16 protein-coding genes are annotated in these 18,808 nt (G+C 67.9%); 10 read left to right on the top strand and 6 right to left on the bottom strand.

The features are described from left to right. Window positions 1-262 precede the first annotated feature (262 nt). Window positions 263-1,714 carry a cardiolipin synthase gene (cls, locus tag BMY22_RS05625; protein ID WP_090620231.1) on the top strand — a complete coding sequence of 484 codons (1,452 nt, stop codon included), beginning with the start codon at window positions 263-265 and terminating at the stop codon, window positions 1,712-1,714. Between the two features lie 68 nt (window positions 1,715-1,782). On the opposite strand, the gene BMY22_RS05620 is transcribed toward cls, so the two are convergent. Together BMY22_RS05620 and yrfG are read right to left on the bottom strand one after the other, a co-directional pair. Next, window positions 1,783-2,259: a hypothetical protein gene (locus BMY22_RS05620; RefSeq protein ID WP_090620229.1), complete on the bottom strand. Its 477-nt coding sequence runs from the start codon at window positions 2,257-2,259 to the stop codon at window positions 1,783-1,785. Window positions 2,260-2,490: 231 nt separating this feature from the next. Further along, window positions 2,491-3,156, bottom strand: coding sequence for a GMP/IMP nucleotidase (yrfG, locus tag BMY22_RS05615; RefSeq protein ID WP_090620228.1), 666 nt, complete (start codon window positions 3,154-3,156; stop codon window positions 2,491-2,493). 159 nt (window positions 3,157-3,315) lie between these two features. Here yrfG and nudE point away from each other — a divergent pair, with 159 nt between their 5' ends. Beyond that, the gene (gene nudE / locus BMY22_RS05610) at window positions 3,316-3,882 is read left to right on the top strand and encodes an ADP compounds hydrolase NudE (RefSeq protein WP_090620226.1); all 567 of its coding nucleotides are present in this window, start codon (window positions 3,316-3,318) and stop codon (window positions 3,880-3,882) included. After that, window positions 3,879-4,700 carry a 3'(2'),5'-bisphosphate nucleotidase CysQ gene (cysQ, locus tag BMY22_RS05605; RefSeq protein WP_090620225.1) on the top strand — a complete coding sequence of 274 codons (822 nt, stop codon included), beginning with the start codon at window positions 3,879-3,881 and terminating at the stop codon, window positions 4,698-4,700. Before nudE ends, cysQ begins: the two co-directional genes overlap by 4 nt. A 45-nt stretch (window positions 4,701-4,745) precedes the next feature. On the opposite strand, the gene BMY22_RS05600 is transcribed toward cysQ, so the two are convergent. The 3 genes from BMY22_RS05600 to BMY22_RS05590 form a co-directional block, all read right to left on the bottom strand. Further along, a complete protein-coding gene (locus BMY22_RS05600) occupies window positions 4,746-6,644 on the bottom strand; it encodes a beta-ketoacyl synthase (protein ID WP_090620223.1) in 1,899 nt (632 codons plus the stop codon). Window positions 6,645-6,954: 310 nt separating this feature from the next. Next, the gene (gene metK, locus BMY22_RS05595; protein ID WP_090620222.1) at window positions 6,955-8,145 is read right to left on the bottom strand and encodes a methionine adenosyltransferase; all 1,191 of its coding nucleotides are present in this window, start codon (window positions 8,143-8,145) and stop codon (window positions 6,955-6,957) included. A 49-nt stretch (window positions 8,146-8,194) separates the two neighbouring features. Beyond that, the gene (locus BMY22_RS05590; RefSeq protein WP_425265960.1) at window positions 8,195-9,223 is read right to left on the bottom strand and encodes an ArsR/SmtB family transcription factor; all 1,029 of its coding nucleotides are present in this window, start codon (window positions 9,221-9,223) and stop codon (window positions 8,195-8,197) included. Between the two features lie 262 nt (window positions 9,224-9,485). Here BMY22_RS05590 and tkt point away from each other — a divergent pair, with 262 nt between their 5' ends. The 7 genes from tkt to BMY22_RS05555 all read left to right on the top strand — a co-directional run bounded on the left by tkt (window position 9,486) and on the right by BMY22_RS05555 (window position 18,178). Next, the gene (gene tkt / locus BMY22_RS05585; RefSeq protein ID WP_090620219.1) at window positions 9,486-11,483 is read left to right on the top strand and encodes a transketolase; all 1,998 of its coding nucleotides are present in this window, start codon (window positions 9,486-9,488) and stop codon (window positions 11,481-11,483) included. 111 nt (window positions 11,484-11,594) lie between these two features. Beyond that, complete coding sequence (gene epd / locus BMY22_RS05580; RefSeq protein ID WP_090620217.1) at window positions 11,595-12,641, top strand: erythrose-4-phosphate dehydrogenase; 1,047 nt, start codon at window positions 11,595-11,597, stop codon at window positions 12,639-12,641. 32 nt (window positions 12,642-12,673) lie between these two features. Next, on the top strand, window positions 12,674-13,834 hold the full coding sequence (locus BMY22_RS05575; protein WP_090620216.1) for a phosphoglycerate kinase: 1,161 nt from the start codon (window positions 12,674-12,676) through the stop codon (window positions 13,832-13,834). 233 nt (window positions 13,835-14,067) lie between these two features. Beyond that, the gene (gene fba / locus BMY22_RS05570; RefSeq protein ID WP_090620214.1) at window positions 14,068-15,132 is read left to right on the top strand and encodes a class II fructose-bisphosphate aldolase; all 1,065 of its coding nucleotides are present in this window, start codon (window positions 14,068-14,070) and stop codon (window positions 15,130-15,132) included. Window positions 15,133-15,268: 136 nt separating this feature from the next. Continuing rightward, a complete protein-coding gene (locus tag BMY22_RS05565; protein WP_167363704.1) occupies window positions 15,269-16,615 on the top strand; it encodes a Fic family protein in 1,347 nt (448 codons plus the stop codon). Further along, window positions 16,612-17,103, top strand: coding sequence for a YgjP-like metallopeptidase domain-containing protein (locus BMY22_RS05560; protein ID WP_090620211.1), 492 nt, complete (start codon window positions 16,612-16,614; stop codon window positions 17,101-17,103). Before BMY22_RS05565 ends, BMY22_RS05560 begins: the two co-directional genes overlap by 4 nt. A gap of 139 nt (window positions 17,104-17,242) precedes the next feature. Further along, window positions 17,243-18,178: a DUF808 domain-containing protein gene (locus BMY22_RS05555; protein WP_090620209.1), complete on the top strand. Its 936-nt coding sequence runs from the start codon at window positions 17,243-17,245 to the stop codon at window positions 18,176-18,178. A gap of 9 nt (window positions 18,179-18,187) precedes the next feature. Here the strand turns inward: BMY22_RS05555 and BMY22_RS05550 are convergent, their stop codons facing one another. Next, complete coding sequence (locus BMY22_RS05550; RefSeq protein ID WP_090620208.1) at window positions 18,188-18,670, bottom strand: GreA/GreB family elongation factor; 483 nt, start codon at window positions 18,668-18,670, stop codon at window positions 18,188-18,190. Between the last annotated feature and the right edge of the window lie 138 nt (window positions 18,671-18,808).

Here is an 18,808-nt window from a genome sequence, read left to right as displayed (position 1 = left end):
ACGATGTCCGCTCTGGGGCGGATAGCGCCCATTGCTGGGGGCCCGGCGCCTGATGGCGCTACTGGCCTGAGCGGACTTTTGTCCGCTCTCGGGATTGGGCAGCAGCCCAAAAGCAAACGCCCTGAGCAAGTCGGGACGTTTGTTTAAGCCGCTGTAGCGTGTCTTCCACGGTCTGTCCGGGAGGCTTTTCACGGCCGCTTCCCGACGCTCCATCGCCATGCCTGCCTGTTATGCTCAGGAGGGCATCTCGAAGGAGTGGGGCATGGGCACGGAGCAGGGCGCTTTCCAGCTCTTGGGCTATCTGCTGGCGCTGATCCAGGCGCTCGGAGTGGCTGCGGCCGTCCATGCGGTATTCACCGTGCGCACCGCACAGGGCGCCATCGCCTGGGCCATCTCCCTGTTGTTCATGCCCTATCTCACCCTGTTGCCCTACCTGGTGTTCGGCCGCAGCCGCTTCGATGCCTATATCCAGGCGCGGCGCCAGGCCGACCTGCAGATGCACCGGGCGATGGCCGAGCTGGACTGGCGTCCCTGGGTCGCGGAGGCCCAGGCGGCTCGCGGCAGCGAGGCCTCGCAGAACCTGCAGGTGCTGGCGCGCCTAGGTCGTCAGCCGCCCCTGGCGAACAACCAGGTGCGCCTGCTGATCGACGGTCAGGTCGCCTTCGCGGCGATCTTCGAGGCCATCGCCCAGGCGCGCGAGGTGGTCCTGGTGCAGTTTTTCATCGTTCGTGACGACCGTCTCGGTCGGCGTCTGCAGAGCCTGTTGCTGGAGCGGGCCGCGAACGGCGTGCAGGTGTTCTTTCTCTATGATCGCGTCGGCTGCCATGCCCTGCCGCGCCACTATGTGCAGCACCTGCGCGAGGGCGGGGTGGCGGTGCATGCTTTTTCGGCTGCGGCGCGCAGTGGTTTGCTCAACCGTTTTCAGCTGAACTTCCGCAATCACCGCAAGCTGGTGGTGGTCGACGGCCTGCGCGGCTTTCTCGGCGGGCTGAACGTCGGCGACGAGTACCTCGGGGGCAACCCGCACCTCTCGCCCTGGCGCGATACCCATGTGGAACTGAGCGGTCCCGTGCTGGCCTGCCTGCAGGAGTCCTTTGCCGAGGACTGGTTCTGGGTTACCCGGGAGCTGCCGCCGCTGCTGCTGCCGGAGGGCTACCCCGGTGGCGAGGTGCTCTGCCTGCTGGTCAGCAGCGGCCCGGCCGATGCCCAGGAAACCGGCTCGCTGCAATTCGTCGCGGTGATCAACGCGGCGCGCCGGCGGATCTGGCTGGCCAGTCCCTACTTCGTGCCCGACGAGTCGGTATTCGCCGCCCTGCGCCTGGCGGTGCTGCGTGGCCTGGAGGTGCGCCTGCTGCTGCCGGCGCGGGCCGATCACCGGGTGGTCTATGCCGCCTCCAGCCTGTATGCCTTCGAGGCGCTCGAGGCGGGCATCCGGGTGTTTCGCTACCAGCCGGGCTTCATGCACCAGAAGGTGCTGCTGATCGACGACGATACCGCGGCGGTGGGCAGCGCCAACCTGGACAACCGTTCGTTCCGGCTGAATTTCGAGCTGACCCTGTTCAGCGTCGACCCCGCTTTCGCCGGGACGGTGGAGTGCATGCTGCAGGAGGATTTCAGTCGCTCCCGCGAACTGGACCAGGAGGAGAGTCGCCGCATGCACCGCCTGAACCGCCTGGGCATGCGCGTGGCGCGGCTGATTTCGCCGATCCTCTGAGCAGCAAAAAGCCCGCCAGGGGAAGGCGGGCTTTTTTCGGGGCATTCGGGGGCGGGGTTGCTGCTGGCTCAATCGTTGTGATGGCGGCGGTGCTTGTAGTGGCCGCGATGGTAGCCGTTGTCGTGGCGGTAGTAGTGATCGTGGTGTTCGACATAGCGGCGCTTGCCGTTGCCATCGCCATCGCCGTCGCCCTTGCCGGCGGCGTTGCCCAGGGCGCCGCCGCCGGCGCCGCCGAGTGCGGCGCCGATCAGGCCGCCGGTCGGTCCGCCGATCTGATTGCCGATGGCGGTGCCGCCGGCCGCACCGAGTCCGCCGCCGATGGCCGCTTCGGTCCGGCTGCCGCGTCTGGCACCGATCCCGGCACCGGCTGCACCGCCGACCCCCGAACCGATGACGGCGCCGGTGGAGCCGCCCAAGGTGCCGCCGACCACCGAGCCCAGGGTGCCGCCCAGTGCGCCGCCGACAGCTGCCTCAGTGTTGCTGCCAGCGAGTGCCGCACCGCTGGCCAGGCTGAAGGAGAGCAGGAGTATGGATGCGTACTTCATGACGAAGGGAGCCTCAGTAAGGATGACGGGGCGATCCTCGCCGCCGTGAAAGCTTTGTGCAAGCATTTTCTGCCGATCCGCAGGTTTTTTTATTGCTTTGTAACTCATTGTTTGTTATGGGGAACTTTGTGAAATTGAGGCGGTCAACCTTTTGCTGCAGACCGTTCCCGCGTTTCCCCCCGGCCTGCCGGCGATCGTCTTGATCGGCTCTGGCTGGGGTTTTTCCGGCCCTCAGCCGAGCCCCTCGCACAATGCCGGATAGTTCTCCACGGCGGCGAATTCCTCGGTGTCCTTGGGTTCCTGCCGGCTGTCCGGCTGGCGCACCGCCAGCAGATGGGCGATGCCGTAGCGCCGGGCGCTGCGCAGCACCGGCAGGCTGTCGTCGATGAACAGGCTGCGCGCCGGCGCGAAGCCGAAGTCCTGCTGCAGGGCGAACCAGAACTGCTGGTCCTCCTTGGGAAACCCGTAGTCGTGGGAGCTGATCAGGCGGTCGAACCAGGCCGCCAGCTCGACCCGTTCCAGCTTCAGCGACAGCGAATCGCGGTGCGCGTTGGTGATCAGCGCGACGCGCTTGCCGGCCGCGCGCAGGGCGGCGAGAAAGCGGTCGGCGCCCGGGCGCAGGGCGATCAGGTGGGCGACCTCGCGCTTGAGTTCGACCACCGGCAGCTGCAGCTCGGCGCTCCAGAAGTCCAGGCAGTACCAGGTCAGCCGGCCGGCATGCGCGCGAAACAGCGGCAGCAGTTCCTGCTCGGCCTGGGCGCGGCTGACGCCGTGGTGCTCGGCATAGCGCCGTGGCAGGTGCTCCAGCCAGAAATGATTGTCGAAGTGCAGGTCGAGGAGGGTGCCGTCCATGTCGAGCAGGACGGTATCGATTTCGCTCCAGGGCAGCGGGGGCATGGCGGCTCGTGTCGGGTGGCGGCTTCGGGAAGCGTGGCGTGCGCAAGGCCTGCGCGCCATCGGCGGAGGGCGAGCCGCGGCGCAAGCCGGAGTATGATAACCGGCGACAGGGCTCCAGAAGAACATCAATCGAGCCTCCCATCCAGTCGAGGAATGACTATGCGCCAGAAACCCACCGTACTCGCTCGGGCAATCGTCGCGACCAGCCGTCTGTTTCGCGTCGAGGAATTGCAGTTGCGCTTCAGCAATGGCGTCGAGCGCACCTACGAGCGTCTGGTGGGCACCGGCAGCGGCTACGGTGCGGTGATGATCGTCGCGCTGATCGACGACCAGCACGCCCTGCTGGTCGAGGAATACTGCGCCGGCACCGACGATTACCAGCTGTCCCTGCCCAAGGGGCTGATCGAGCCGGGCGAGGACATTCTGGTGGCGGCCAACCGCGAGCTGAAGGAGGAGGCCGGCTACGGCGCCCACCATCTGGAATACCTCACCGAGCTGTCCCTGTCGCCCGGCTACATGACCCAGAAGATCCAGGTGGTGCTGGCCCGCGACCTCTACGAAAAGCGCCTGCCGGGCGACGAGCCGGAGCCGATGCGGGTCGAGCGGGTCAACCTGCGCGAGCTGTCCGGCCTGGTCCGGCACCCGCAGTTCAGCGAGGGCCGTGCCCTGGCCGCGCTCTATCTGGCGCGCGATCTGCTGATCCAGCGCGGAGTCCTGGTCCTGTGAGCGCCGTCCCGTTCGCCCCGCTGATCGATCTGGTGCGCCAGGCCGGCGCCGCCATCCTGCCGTACTGGCGCAGGGATATCGAAGTGCGCGAGAAGGACGACGCCTCGCCGGTGACCGCCGCCGACCTGGCGGCGCACCGCGTCCTCGGCGCCGGGCTGCAGGCGCTCGAGCCGGCGATCCCGGTGCTTTCCGAGGAGGATTGCGCGATACCGCTGGCCGAGCGCGCGGGTTGGCGCCGCTGGTGGCTGGTCGACCCGCTGGACGGCACCAAGGAGTTCATCGCCGGCAGTGCGGAGTTCACCGTCAACGTGGCGCTGATCGAGGACGGCCGGGTGCTGTTCGGGGTGGTCGGGGTGCCGGCGAGCGGCTGCTGCTATTTCGGCGGTGCCGGACTCGGTGCCTGGCGCAGCGATGCGCCGGGCGTGCAGCAGCCGATCGAGGTGCGCAGCGTACCGGGCGAGGCTTTCGTCGTGGTCGCCAGTCGGCGGCACAGCAGTCCGGCCCAGGAGCGCCTGCTGCAAGGGCTCGATACGCGCTTCGGCCGCCTGCAGCTGAGCAGCGTCGGCAGCTCGCTGAAGTTCTGCCAGGTCGCCGAGGGGCGGGCCGATTGCTACCCGCGCCTGGCGCCGACCTCGCAGTGGGACACCGCGGCTGCCCAGGGCGTGCTCGAGGGCGCCGGCGGCGAGGTGCTGGACCTGCAGGGCCGGGCGCTGGGTTATGCGGCGCGCGAGGACTACCTCAACCCGTCGTTCCTGGCCCTGCCGCGGGCGGCGGGCTGGCGCGACGGGCTGCTCGCGCTGGCGCGGACGCTGGAGTGAGGGGAAAAGGGGCGGGGGCTGAGACCCCCGCCAGGCGAGGCGGCTTCAGTCGAGCATGTCGCTGAAGCGCTCGTCCTTCTTGAAGCGGATCGCCTGACTGAAGCCGGGCACCTTGATCCCCTCCTCGCTCAGTTCGATGGCGTGGTCGTCGATCATGTCCTGGCCGAAGTTGTAGAGGATGTCGAGGCGACCCTGCAGGGCCTGCCCGTCGTAGCGGCGGGCAGCTTCGCGGGTGGCTTCGCGGCGTGCGCAGTAGTCGGCGAAGGCGGCCTCGCCGTGGCGCTTGCGCAGCATCTTCTCGGCGACCCGCGGCGACAGCAGCACGCCGGTGGCGTTGTTGCCGCCAAAGCCCTTGGAGTTGATGAAGCAGACGTCCAGGTCGTCGCGGCGCACGTCGCGGGTGGACAGGCTCAGGTGCTTGTCGTGGACGTCGTCGGCGAAGCGGTCGACGGTCTTGATGCCCGGCAGCAGGCCGTACTTGAAGGTGCCGAGGGCGGAGATCAGCTGGTCGCCGCTGGCGGTGGCCAGGGAGTGGCCGACATAGGCCTTGACCGCGGCGATCGGCCAGTCGGCGATGCCGAAGGCCCCGGCGACGCGGTCCAGCAGCTCCGACTCGGTGACGCGGTTGGCCGGGGTGCTGGAGCCGTGGGCATGGACGAAGCTGTGCTGGCGCACGCCCTCCGCGCCGACCAGCTGCACCGCGCTGGCCACCGCCTTGGCCAGGGTCAGGTAGTTGCCGGGGCCGGGAGCGGAGATGGACTTCTTGAAGCCGTCGGCGTTGACGAACACGTCCGGCACCGCGCCGTGGATATCGGCGCCCAGCTCCAGGGCCAGGGCATCGTCCATCAGCACTACGTACTGCGCCGACTCGGCCAGGGTGAAGCCGCAGTTGGTGCCGAAGGGCCGGCTGGCGCGGCGGAAATCCACCTCGTCGCGGCCTTCGATATGGCGCAGGCCTTCCTCGGTGGCCAGGGCGCCCATGGCCGCATAGCCCTCGACGATCTCCGGGGTGATGGGCGCTTCGGCGTTGCCGACGATGACCACCCGCGCCTGGCCGGAGGTGATGACGTCGATGCCCTTCTGCAGGTTGTAGAGGAAGGTGGCGCAGGCGCCGGTGATGCTGCCGGTGATGCCGACGCTGCCCAGCACGTAGGCGTTGATGAAGTCGGTGGGCATGCTGTTGAAGCCCAGTGGCAGCTGCTTGGCGGAGACGCGGTGACCCTTCAGGCGCGACTGCAGCAGGCCGCCGTAGCCGTTGTCGTCGAGCTGGCTCATGATGCTGCTGGAGAACACCGCCACCTCGTCGGGCTGCACGTGGTCGAGGATGGTCTGCCAGTCGATGCCGGTGGAGCGCAGCGCGTCGGTGGCGGCCACCACCGACAGCTGCAGGCCGCGCGGGTGGAAGCGCGAGTTGTAGAGTTCTCCCGGCTCGAAGCCGGTCGGCAGCTGGCCGGCGGACTTCACCGGCAGCTCGCGGTAGCTGTCGACCTTGAATTCGCAGCTGCCGTGGATGGTCACCCGTACCTGGTTGCCTTCGAGGGGCTCGACGCTCCAGTTGGCCGGCAGCGGCTCCGGCAGCTGCTTGGCGCTGGTGGTGAAGTGCAGCGGCTGGCTTTCGGTGGACAGTGTCAGGTTCTTCTGCCAGTGGGCGGCGTCGACGTCGAAGTACTGCCGCTCGATGCGCCGGATCAGGGTCGAGGCGAGGATCTGCTCGCCGTGGCGGTGCTCGATCTCGGCCGGAGTGAGGGCGGTGCCGTCGCTGTCGCGGTACTCGCCGTCGACCACGCTCACCAGCTTCATCATCACGGCCAGTCCGGCGAGGGTTTCCTGACGGGTCTGGGGGTCGAGGGACTCGATGACGGTGCGACGGAAACCGTGGTGGAAGGAGCTGCGCCCGGCTGAGTTGTAACCACCAAAACCAACGATGACAGGTAAGCGAGACATAGCTCGAAAAACTCCTCACGCAAGAGAACTGCAGACTCCGGGATTGGGGCCGGTCACTGCCAGATTGCCGATCCGCTGGACGGTCCGGGACTCGGACCTGCCGGATCGGTCACGCCGAAGCGGAATTTGGGATGTCCAGGTTGACGAGATCGCCAACGATCGAGTCACGATCACCGCAGGTCTCCCGTCGCGCGGTTTGCGCGGCGGCCTAGGGCGAGGCATCGACGGGCGATCTTAGCCGATTGTAGCTCTGTGCTGCAGAGGGGAAAGGCGACGACCGCCGCCCGTGTGACGGCGGTCGTCGGGTCGGTCACAGACCGGCAGTGGCGCGCAGCGCCTCGGCCTTGTCGGTGCGCTCCCAGGTGAAGGTGGTGAAGGTGTCGTTGCCGACGGTCGTCTCCACCGGGGTGCGGCCGAAGTGGCCGTAGGCCGCGGTCGGACGGTACATCGGGTGGAGCAGGTCGAGCATCCGGGTGATCGCGTAGGGGCGCAGGTCGAAGTGCTCGCGGACCAGCTGGATGATCTTCTCGTCGGCGATCTTGCCGGTGCCGAAGGTGTTCAGCGAGATGGAGGTCGGCTGGGCCACGCCGATGGCGTAGGACACCTGGATCTCGCAGCGCTCGGCGAGGCCGGCGGCGACGATGTTCTTGGCCACGTAGCGGCCGGCGTAGGCGGCCGAGCGGTCGACCTTGGACGGGTCCTTGCCGGAGAAGGCGCCGCCGCCGTGACGGGCCATGCCGCCGTAGGAGTCGACGATGATCTTGCGGCCGGTCAGGCCGCAGTCGCCCACCGGGCCGCCGATGATGAACTGGCCGGTCGGGTTGATGTGGAACTGGGTGTCCTTGTGCAGCAGTTCGGCCGGCAGGGTGTGCTTGACGATCAGCTCCATCACCGCTTCGCGCAGGTCGCCGTACTTCACTTCCGGGTTGTGCTGGGTGGACAGCACCACGGCGTCGATGCCGACCACCTTGCCATTCTCGTAGCGGCAGGTGACCTGGCTCTTGGCATCCGGGCGCAGCCAGGGCAGGAGGCCCGACTTGCGGGCTTCGGCCTGGCGCTCGACCAGGCGGTGGGAGAAGCAGATCGGCGCCGGCATCAGCACGTCGGTCTCGTTGCTGGCGTAGCCGAACATCAGGCCCTGGTCGCCGGCGCCCTGGTCTTCCGGACGGGCGCGGTCGACGCCCTGGTTGATGTCCGGGGACTGCTTGCCGATGATGTTGACGATGCCGCAGGTGGCGCCGTCGAAGCCGACGTCGGAATTGTTGTAGCCGATGTCGACGATCACGTCGCGCACCAGCTGTTCCAGGTCGATCCAGGCGCTGGTGGTGATCTCGCCGGCGACGATCGCCACGCCGGTCTTCACCAGGGTCTCGCAGGCCACGCGGGCGTGCTTGTCCTCGGCGATGATGGCGTCGAGTACCGCATCGGAGATCTGGTCGGCGATTTTGTCCGGATGGCCTTCGGACACGGACTCGGAAGTGAAAAGGGAATATTCGCTCATCTATCGGTTCCTGTTGTTTACCGGTGACTGAGTCGGCCTCGCGGCCGTGTCATACAGCGTTCAATGGGGTCGCTGGCGCTGGCGCTGGCCTGCGCCCGTCGGCGGTCGGGGGTTTGGCGAAATGGCGCATCTGGATCTGGAAGCCGTTGCGCAAACCGACGTACAGGCTTTCGCCGGGCTCCAGGCCGGCCTCCGCGGCCCAGCGCGCCAGTTCGTCCTGGTCGAAGCCGAGCCAGAGGTCGCCGCAGGCCTCGCGGGCCCAGGCCTGGTCGTGGCGGCACAGTTCGGTCAGCAGCAGGCTGCCGCCCGCCTTGACCCGATCCGCCAGCCGCTTCAGCGCCTCGGCCGGTGCGGCGAAGTGGTGCAGCACCATGTTCAGCACCACGCAATCGGCGCGTTCCGGTGCGTCCTGCAGGGCGTCGGCGAGCTTCAGATCGACGTTCCCCAGGCCCTCCTGGGCGCAGCGCTGGCGCGCCAGTTCGAGCATCGCCGGGCTGTTGTCCAGGGCCGTCACCTGCGCGAAGCGCCGCGCCAGCGCCGGCAGCAGGGCGCCGTCGCCGGGGCCGACCTCCAGCGCGCTGGCGGTGCCGGAAAAGCCCAGGGCGTCGAGCAGGGCCAGCAGGCTGTCGCGGTACTGCGGCAGGCCGGCGATCAGGTCCTGCTGGGCCTGGAACTTGTCGGCCATGCGGCTGAAGAAGTCGCGGCTGACCGCAGCGCGTTGGGCGTGCACCTCGGCGATCCGCGCGCGGATCGCGGCCTCCAGTTCCAGCGCGTCGACCTCTGCCAAGAGCGCCGCGCGCAGCACGCCGCCGAAGCCGGCGGCGGCCGGCAGGGCGCGCCGGTAGAAGATCGCGTTGCCCTCGCGGCGCGTCGCCACCAGCCCGGCCTGGGCCAGCACCTTGAGGTGGTGGCTGATGCCCGACTGGCCGATGGCGAAGATCTGCGCCAGCTCCAGTACGCCGAAGGAGTCGCTGGCCAGCACGCGCAGCACCTTGAGGCGCAGCGGGTCGCCGCCGGCCTTGCAGAGGGCGGCCAACTCGTCGCAGTCGTCGTCGCGGCGGAGGGTGGGAATGCGCATGTTCATGGGGTCGGCAGTCTAGTCGGTCGATTTTCGCCCAGCAAGGCTGTATCAAAAAGTTTTGATATTGGCCTGTTGGCGGCCGGATGGACGGAGGCTCCGCGGTCCTCCCCGGAGGCCGCCAGGGCAGGGCGGTGGGGCGCCGCGAACCGCCCATCGGCGGGGCCGCGGCCGGTTAGACTATCTGCGATTGCCGCTGCCCCTGCGGCTGGGCGAAAATAGCCGACTTTTTCGATTCAGTACCCCCGCAGGAGATTCACCGATGCCCAGCCGTCGTGAGCGTGCCAATGCCATTCGTGCCCTCAGCATGGATGCCGTGCAGAAAGCCAACAGCGGCCACCCCGGCGCCCCGATGGGCATGGCGGATATCGCCGAAGTGCTGTGGCGCGACTATCTCAGCCACAACCCGGGCAACCCGCAGTGGGCCAACCGCGACCGCTTCGTGCTCTCCAACGGCCACGGCTCGATGCTGATCTACTCGCTGCTGCACCTGACCGGCTACGACCTGACCATCGACGACCTGAAGAACTTCCGCCAGCTGCACAGCCGCACCCCGGGCCACCCGGAGTACGGCTACACCGCCGGCGTCGAGACCACCACCGGGCCGCTCGGCCAGGGGCTGGCCAACGCCGTTGGCATGGCCGTCGCGGAGAAGGTGCTGGCCGCGCAGTTCAACCGTCCCGGGCACCGCATCGTCGACCACCATACCTACGCGTTCCTCGGCGACGGCTGCCTGATGGAGGGCATCTCCCACGAGGTCTGTTCGCTGGCCGGCACCCTGGGGCTGAACAAGCTGATCGCCTTCTACGACGATAACGGCATTTCCATCGACGGCGAGGTGCACGGCTGGTTCACCGACGACACCCCGGCGCGCTTCGAGGCCTACGGCTGGCTGGTGATCCGCAACGTCGACGGCCACGATCCCGACGAGATCAGGACCGCCCTCGAGACCGCGCGCAAGAGCGAGCGGCCGACCCTGATCTGCTGCAAGACGGTGATCGGCTTCGGCTCGCCGAACAAGCAGGGCAAGGAGGAATGCCACGGCGCCGCGCTGGGCGCCGAGGAAGTGGCCCTGACCCGCGCCGCGCTGGGCTGGAACCACGCTCCCTTCGAGATTCCCGCCGACATCTACGCGGCGTGGGACGCCAAGACCGCCGGCGCCGCCCGCGAGGCCGAGTGGAACCAGCGCTTCACCGCCTACCGGGCCGCGTTCCCGGAGCTGGCCGCCGAGTTCCAGCGCCGTCTGGCCGGCGAGCTGCCCGCCGATTTCGCCGCCAAGGCCGCTGCCTACGTCGCCGAAGTCGCCGCCAAGGGCGAGACCATCGCCAGCCGCAAGGCCAGCCAGAACGCGCTGAACGCCTTCGGCCCGCTGCTGCCGGAGTTTCTCGGCGGCTCGGCGGACCTCGCCGGCTCCAACCTGACCCTGTGGAAGGGCTGCAAGGCCCTGAAGGCGGACGACGCTTCCGGCAACTACCTGCACTACGGCGTGCGCGAGTTCGGCATGAGCGCGATCATGAACGGCATCGCCCTGCACGGCGGCTTCATCCCCTACGGCGCGACCTTCCTGGTGTTCATGGAATATGCCTGCAACGCCGTGCGCATGGCCGCGCTGATGAAGCAGCGCGTGCTGTTCGTCTACACCCACGACTCCATCGGCCTGGGCGAGGACGGCCCGACCCACCAGCCGGTCGAGCAACTGGCCGGCCTGCGCAGCACGCCGAACCTCGACACCTGGCGCCCGTGCGACGCGGTGGAGTCCGCGGTGGCCTGGACGTGCGCCGTCGAGCGCCGGGACGGCCCGAGCGCCCTGGTGTTCAGCCGCCAGAACCTGCCGCACCAGACGCGCAGCGAGGCGCAGATCGCCGACATCGCCCGTGGCGGCTACGTGCTCAAGGACTGCGCCGGCGAGCCGGAGCTGATCCTCATCGCCACCGGCTCCGAAGTCGGCCTGGCCGTGCAGGCCTTCGAGGCGCTGACCGCCCAGGGCCGTCGGGCGCGCGTCGTCTCGATGCCCTCGACCAGCCTGTTCGACCGCCAGGACGCCGCCTACCGGCAGGCCGTGCTGCCCCTCGAGGTCGGCGCGCGGATCGCCATCGAGGCCGCCCACGCCGACTTCTGGTACAAGTACGTCGGCCTGGAAGGGCGCATCGTCGGCATGACCAGCTTCGGCGAGTCCGCCCCGGCCGGTGCGCTCTTCGAGCACTTCGGCTTCACCCTCGACAATCTGCTGGCCACCGCCGAAGAGCTGCTGGAAGACTGATTTCCGTCAGGGTGGAGGGCTTCGGCCATCCACCCTGCGGGTGCAAGCCTTCTGCAGGGTGGAAAACCCGCGCAGCGGTTTTCCACCACCAGCACAACCATCAGAGCTGCCATGCCCAACCGTCCCTACCGCGTCGCCCTCAACGGCTATGGCCGCATCGGCCGCTGCGTTTTGCGTGCCCACTATGAGCGGGGCGCGTCGTCGGAGTTTCGCATCGTCGCCCTCAACGACCTGGCCGACCAGGCCAGCGTCGAATACCTGACCCGCTTCGATTCCACCCACGGCCGCTTCCCCGGCTCGGTACGGGTCGAGGGCGATTGCCTGTACCTCAACGGCGATGCCGTCAAGGTACTGCGCCGGAGCACGCCGGAGGCGGTCGACTGGGCGGCCCTCGACGTCGACCTGGTGCTGGAGTGCTCCGGCGTCTACCACAGCCGCGCCGACGGCGAGCGCTTCCTCGCCGCCGGTGCGCCGCGGGTGCTGTTCTCCCAGCCGATGGCCAGCGAGCACGATGTCGACGCCACCGTCGTCTATGGGGTCAATCAGCAACGCCTCGCGGGCGGCGAGCGGCTGGTCTCCAACGCCTCCTGCACCACCAACTGCAGCGTGCCGCTGCTCAAGCGGCTGAACGAGACGGTGGGGCTGGAGTACGTCTCCATCACCACCATCCATTCGGCGATGAACGACCAGCCGGTGATCGACGCCTACCACCACGAGGACCTGCGCCGCACGCGCTCGGCCTTCCAGTCGGTGATCCCGGTATCGACCGGCCTGGCCCGCGGCATCGAGCGCCTGCTCCCGGAACTTTCCGGGCGCATCCAGGCCAAAGCCGTGCGCGTGCCGACGCTCAACGTCTCCTGTCTCGACATCACCCTGCAGACCGCCCGCGACACCTCGGCCGAGGAGATCAACCGCGTGCTGCGCCAGGCTGCCGAGCAGGGGCCGCTCAAGGGATTGCTGGACTACACCGAATTGCCCCACGCCAGTTGCGATTTCAACCACGACCCTCACTCGGCCATCGTCGATGGCAGCCAGACCCGCGTGTCCGGCCCCCGGCTGGTCAACCTGCTGGCCTGGTTCGACAACGAGTGGGGGTTCGCCAACCGCATGCTCGACGTCGCCGGTCACTGGCTGAACGTCGCCGCGGCACGACAATAGAACTCTCTGTTTCCTGTGGAAGGACCGACCGTATGACCGTGTTGAAGATGACCGACCTCGACCTCAAGGGTAAGCGCGTACTCATTCGCGAAGACCTCAACGTGCCGGTGAAGGACGGCGTGGTGAAGAGCGACGCCCGCATCCTTGCTGCCCTGCCGACCATCCGGCTGGCGCTGGAGAAAGGCGCGGCGCTGATGGTCTGCTCGCACCTGGGCCGGCCCACCGAGGGCGAGTACTCCGAGGAGAACAGCCTCCAGCCGGTCGCCGACTACCTGTCCAAGGCCCTCGGCCGCGAAGTGCCGCTGCTCAAGGACTACCTGGGTGGCGTCGAGATCGCGCCGGGCCAACTGGTGCTGTTCGAGAACGTGCGCTTCAACAAGGGCGAGAAGAAGAACGCCGACGAGCTGGCCCGGCAGTACGCCGCGCTCTGCGACGTGTTCGTGATGGACGCCTTCGGCACCGCCCACCGCGCCGAGGGCTCGACCCACGGCGTCGCCAAGTTCGCCAAGGTCGCCTGTGCCGGCCCGCTGCTGGCCGCCGAGCTGGACGCGCTGGGCAAGGCGCTGGACAACCCGCAGCGGCCGATGGCAGCGATCGTCGCCGGCTCCAAGGTGTCCACCAAGCTCGACGTGCTCAACTCCCTGAGCCAGATCTGCGACCAGTTGATCGTCGGCGGCGGCATCGCCAACACCTTCCTCGCCGCGGCCGGCCACAAGGTCGGCAAGTCGCTCTACGAAGCCGACCTGGTCGACACCGCCAAGGCCATCGCCGCCAAGGTCAGCGTGCCGCTGCCGGTGGACGTGGTGGTCGCCAAGGCCTTCGCCGAAGACGCCGAGGCCACCGTCAAGGCTATCGCGGACGTCGCCGACGACGACATGATCCTCGACATCGGCCCGCAGACCGCCGCGCAGTTCGCCGAACTGCTGAAATCCTGCAAGACCATCCTGTGGAACGGCCCGGTCGGGGTGTTCGAGTTCGACCAGTTCGGCAACGGTACCAAGGTCCTGGCCCAGGCCATCGCCGACGGCGACGCGTTCTCCATCGCCGGCGGCGGCGACACCCTGGCGGCCATCGACAAGTACGGCGTGGGCGAGAAGATCTCCTACATTTCCACTGGGGGTGGCGCCTTCCTCGAGTTCGTCGAGGGCAAGGTGCTGCCGGCCGTGGCGGTGCTGGAAGAGCGCGCCAAGTAATACCCGTGTCTGGATGGCTCCCACGCGCCTGCGTGGGCGCCGCGCTTGGGACGCTCCGGTGTCCCGGTGCATGGACGCCGGAGCGTCCGGGGAGGCGTTCCCACGCTGGAGCGTGGGAACGATCACGCGAGCAAGCTCGCTCCCACGGGCGCGCTACCCGAAATTCTTGACCCTGGCTGTGCCCCTGCGGCCGGCCGGGCAGCGATCCAACGATCATCATTGGGAGTAGAAAGATGGCACTTATCAGCATGCGTCAGCTGCTGGACCACGCCGCCGAATTCGGCTACGGCGTGCCGGCCTTCAACGTCAACAACCTCGAGCAGATGCGCGCCATCATGGAAGCGGCCGACAAGACCGACTCGCCGGTGATCGTCCAGGCTTCCGCCGGTGCGCGCAAATACGCCGGCGCGCCCTTCCTGCGCCACCTGATCCTCGCCGCCATCGAGGAATTTCCGCACATCCCGGTGTGCATGCACCAGGACCACGGCACCAGCCCGGACGTCTGCCAGCGCTCGATCCAGCTGGGCTTTTCCTCGGTGATGATGGACGGCTCGCTGCGCGAGGACGGCAAGACCCCGGCCGACTACGACTACAACGTCCGCGTGACCCAGCAGACCGTGGCGTTCGCCCACGCCTGCGGCGTCTCCGTGGAAGGCGAGCTGGGCTGCCTGGGCAGCCTGGAAACCGGCCAGGCCGGCGAGGAAGACGGCGTCGGCGCCGAAGGCATCCTCGACCACAGCCAGATGCTCACCGATCCGGAAGAGGCGGCGGCCTTCGTCAAGGCCACCCAGGTCGACGCCCTGGCCATCGCCATCGGCACCAGCCACGGCGCCTACAAGTTCACCAAGCCGCCGACCGGCGACATCCTCGCCATCGAGCGCATCAAGGAAATCCACAAGCGCATCCCCGACACCCACCTGGTGATGCACGGCTCCAGCTCGGTGCCGCAGGACTGGCTGAAGGTGATCAACGAGTACGGCGGCGACATCAAGGAAACCTACGGCGTGCCGGTCGAGGAGATCGTCGAGGGCATCAAGTACGGCGTGCGCAAGGTCAACATCGACACCGACCTGCGCCTGGCCTCCACCGGCGCGATCCGTCGCTTCATGGGCCAGAACCCCAGCGAGTTCGATCCGCGCAAGTACCTGGCCAAGACCGTCGAGGCCATGCGCGACGTCTGCATCGCCCGCTACGAAGCCTTCGGCACCGCCGGCCATGCCTCGAAGATCAAGACGATCTCCCTGGAAGGCATGTTCCAGCGCTACGCCAAGGGCGAGCTGGCGGCGAAGGTCAACTGAGCCTGCGCGTCGCGCTCCGCTAGCAACACAAGGCCCGCTGCGTGCGGGCCTTGTGCTTTCCAGTTCCCTCGCGGTTGACAGCGCAAGGCTTGCCGGCAAGACTCAACGCAAATTTCAATTTTTTGCGTCGAGCACCGTGCGAAAGATACAAGTACCTGATTTTCGGAAATTTCTAGCCGAAAACCCCAAAGAAATCTTTTCGCTCCTTGGGCGTTTCGGTGCCGTCGACCACAAGGGGCGCTACCTGCACTGGGCGGATTTCCGTCGCCGGGTACCGACGGATATCGATCCGCTGGCGGCCTGGGCGGCGACCAAGCTCAGCCGCATGAGCCTGCTGAAAACCCTGGAGCTGGTCGCCGAGAACGACCAGCCGTTCCGCTACTGCACGCCCGATGCGCTGGAGAGCGTGTTGCACCTGATCGACCGGCTGTGCGCGCCGCTGCTGAACGAGCGCGACTCTGCGCTGGTCGGCCAGAGCGAGCGCAATCGCTACCTGGTCGAGTCGCTGATGATGGAGGAGGCGATTTCCAGCGCCCAGCTGGAGGGCGCCGCGACCACCCGCAAGGTCGCCAAGGAGATGCTGGAGAACGAGCGACCGCCGCGCAGCGAAGACGAACGGATGATCTTCAACAACTACCTGTTGATGAAGGAAACCAAGCGCCGCAAGGACGAGCCGCTCTCCCTCGAGCTGATCTGCGCCCTGCACGCGATCGCCACGGACGCCACCGAGAGTCCGAATGTGCAGCCCGGCGAGTTGCGCCGCAGCGACGACATCGTGGTCGGCGGGCGCGATGGCGAGGTGGTGCACCGGCCCCCGGCCTTCGTCAGCCTGGCGCAGCGCCTCGAACGGCTGTGCGTGTTCGCCAATACCCGCCACGACGGTCGGGAGGGGCGGGCCTTCATCCACCCGGCGATCAAGGCGATCATCCTGCACTTCATGCTCGGCTACGAGCATCCCTTCGCCGACGGCAACGGGCGTACCGCCCGGGCGCTGTTCTACTGGTTGATGCTCAAGCAGGGCTACTGGCCCTTCGAGTACATCTCCATCAGTCGCCTGCTCAAGGAGGCGCCGATCCAGTACGGCGAGTCCTACCTGTTCAGCAAGAGCGACGAGTTCGACCTGACCTACTTCATCGTCTATCAGGCAGGTATCATCCAGCGGGCGGTGGAGCAATTCCTCGAATATCTGGAAAGGCGCCGGCGCGAGCAGTTGGAGCTGATGCTCTGGCTGGACGAGCAGGGCATCGGCGAGAAGCTCAACTATCGCCAGGGGCAACTGCTGCGCAAGGTGCTGCGCCATCCGGGACGGCTGTTTTCGGTCAAGGAAGTGAAGAACGAATTCGGGGTGGCGGAGAACACGGCGCGTACCGACCTGCAGACCCTGGCACGTTTCAAGGTGCTGACGCCGACCCGGGAAGGCAAATCCGTGTACTACATCGCCCGCGGCGATGCAGTCGAGCAGTTGAAGAAGACCGCACGATGACCCCGCTGAAATACCTCGCCGCCTATCCCGTCCACCTGCAGGACCAGGTCCGCCGGCTGCTCGCCGAGGAGCGCCTCGGCGGGTACCTGGAGAAGCGCTACCCCGGCCGCCACGACGTGCAGAGCGACAAGGCGCTGTACGCCTACACCATGGACCTCAAGCAGCAGTACCTGCGCAACGCGCCGGGCATCGACAAGGTGCTCTACGACAGCAAGCTGGACGTGCTGCGCAACGCCCTCGGCCTGCACACCGCGATCTCGCGGGTGCAGGGCGGCCGGCTCAAGGCGAAGAAGGAGATCCGCGTGGCCGCGCTGTTTCGCGAGGCGGCGCCGGAGTTCCTCGCGATGATCGTGGTGCACGAGCTGGCGCACCTGCGCGAGTTCGACCACAACAAGGCGTTCTACCAGCTCTGCGAGCACATGCTGCCCGGCTACCACCAGCTGGAGTTCGACCTGCGCGTCTACCTGACCTGGCGCGAGCTGGGCTGAGTCCGGCGGGCGGCCTGGTCCGCCTCACAGATCCCCCCGCAATCCCGGCGACTGTCTTTGCCGCGACGTGCCGACCTGCTTTACTGGCGGCCCTGCCAGGTCCGTCAAGCCCCTGGCCGTTTCTGACAAGGAGTTCCCCATGGCTGGTAGCAGTCTGCTGACCCTGATCGACGACATCGCCACCCTGCTCGACGACGTCGCGGTAATGACCAAGCTGGCGGCGAAGAAGACCGCCGGCGTGCTCGGCGACGACCTCGCCCTCAACGCCCAGCAGGTCGCCGGCGTGCAGGCCGAGCGCGAGTTGCCGGTGGTCTGGGCGGTGGCCAAGGGCTCGCTGCTGAACAAGGTGATCCTGGTGCCCGCCGCGCTGCTGGTCAGCGCCCTGGCGCCCTGGCTGGTGACCCCGCTGCTGATGGTCGGCGGTGCCTTCCTCTGTTACGAGGGCTTCGAGAAGCTGGCGCACAAGCTGACCCACAGCGCCGCCGAGGACAAGCTCGAGCACGCCGAGCTGAGCGCCGCGCTGGTCGACCCCAACATCGATCTGGTCGCCTTCGAGCAGGACAAGATCAAGGGCGCGATCCGCACCGACTTCATCCTCTCCGCCGAGATCATCGCCATCGCCCTCGGCACCGTGGCGCAGGCCGCCTTCGTCACCCAGGTCGCCGTGCTGGTGGGCATCTCGCTGATCGTGACCGTCGGCGTCTACGGGCTGGTCGCCGGGATCGTCAAGCTGGACGACCTCGGCCTCTACCTCGAACGCCAGCCCGACGCGCTGCTGAACCGTCTCGGCCAGGGCCTGCTGGCGGCCGCGCCCTGGCTGATGAAGGCTCTGTCGGTGGTCGGTACCGCGGCGATGTTCCTGGTCGGCGGCGGCATTCTGGTCCACGGCCTGCCGTTTCTCGCCCACGGGCTGCACGGCCTGGAGGCCACCACCGGCGCCCTGCCGACCGTGGGCAGCATCCTTTCGGCGCTGCTGCCGACCCTCGCCAACGCGGTGATCGGCATCGCCGCCGGCGGCCTGGTGCTGGCCGGCGTCGGTCTGGTCAAGCGGGTGCTCAAGGCTACCGGTCGCTAAGCGCCCCGCTCAGCTGACCTGCAGCACTTCGTAACGCTGGCGCACCCCGGCCAGCGTCAGCTCGATCTCATCGCCCTCGCCCCGTCCGAGCAGGCGCTGGCCGAGCGGCGAGTGCGGGGTGATGACCATCACCGGCCGGTCGCCGTCCTGGACCTTGAGGCCGGCGGCGTCCGGACCGAGGAACAGCATCAGCTCCTCGTCCTGCCCGTCGACCAGGCGCACCAGGGCGGTCAGCTGGATACCCCGTTCGGCATCGAAAGGACGCAGCTGCAGGTTCTGGTAACGGCTCAGGGCCTGGCGGATTTCCTCCACCCGTCGCGCCTGGCCGGCGGCCAGGTAGGCCGCCTCCAGGCCGAGGGTGTCGTACTTGTTCTCGGCGATGTTCTCTTCGTGGGTCGCCGCCTCGTGGGCCGTCTGCGCGGCGTGCCGGGCAAGGGCGAGGTTGGCCTCCAGGCGGGCGAGGATCAGCGGTAACAGGTCGGCTTTGGTCATCGAAAGGCGTCGGAGAAGTCGGAGGGGATCGGGGCGCGGTGGCGTCCGGTCGATAGTGCCTGAATCGTCGGTGGCGGTTGGGAGTCGTTCGCCAGCCAGGTCCCCGAAGGAGGATGACGCCGTGGCGTCATCCTCCTT

Origin of the sequence: Azotobacter beijerinckii (assembly GCF_900110885.1) — a bacterium.
Classification (GTDB): domain Bacteria; phylum Pseudomonadota; class Gammaproteobacteria; order Pseudomonadales; family Pseudomonadaceae; genus Azotobacter; species Azotobacter beijerinckii.
This window is presented reverse-complemented; position numbering and strand designations above follow the sequence as displayed.